2 protein-coding genes are annotated in these 563 nt (G+C 48.1%); one reads left to right on the plus strand and one right to left on the minus strand.

Annotated features, from left to right (window positions below):
• Positions 1 to 248: hypothetical protein (locus tag SFLMC1_RS08380; RefSeq protein ID WP_222838062.1), on the plus strand; the 248-nt coding region annotated here is incomplete at its 5' end.
• A 79-nt stretch (positions 249 to 327) separates the two neighbouring features.
• Here SFLMC1_RS08380 and SFLMC1_RS08385 read toward each other — a convergent pair.
• The coding region (locus tag SFLMC1_RS08385) for a hypothetical protein (RefSeq protein ID WP_222838063.1) at positions 328 to 563 on the minus strand (236 nt) is incomplete at its 5' end.

The raw sequence follows: 563 nt of genomic DNA on the forward strand, positions 1-563 counted from the left end.
GAGATATATTGCCAGACCGGAGGGCCCCCGCGGGCGGGAATCTGGCACTCCATATTTTGTTCACAAACGAACTTCGCGGCCCTGGAAATAACAAGGGTCGTATGGGCGGTCATAAATCACAGACAGACCGTATGACCTCGGCGATCTTGCTGTCTGATGTAGAAGCAGTGACCTTATACCCTAATAAGCAAGAGCCGCATGCTATTGAGCACAAGAAGGGATTTTTTTATTCCAACTACTTTAAATAGCAACGGGGCCCTATCAGATAACGATAGGGCCCCGTTGCTATTTAAACCTGAATCGGATACCGCGAAGACACGATGATCCTCACTGGAGTTCAAATATTGTAGATCTATTTAACTCGTCATCGAAATAGATGTTGTGCTCCGGCAACACCCGACAACAAATAGAAGCAATTAAAAGCAGCCTGCAACTTCCAGAGACGCGACTGATCATCTCGACGATAAGCCCCATTCCGTAAAACAGAAGGACCAAGCGATCAAGTGCCCCAATTTGTCCTTTAACGTAAAAAAAGGGGGGAGGCCGCGAGGCCTCCCCCTTCT

It is taken from the genome of Collinsella aerofaciens (assembly GCF_901212495.1).
In the GTDB taxonomy this organism is placed as follows: Bacteria; Actinomycetota; Coriobacteriia; order Coriobacteriales; family Coriobacteriaceae; genus Collinsella; species Collinsella aerofaciens_H.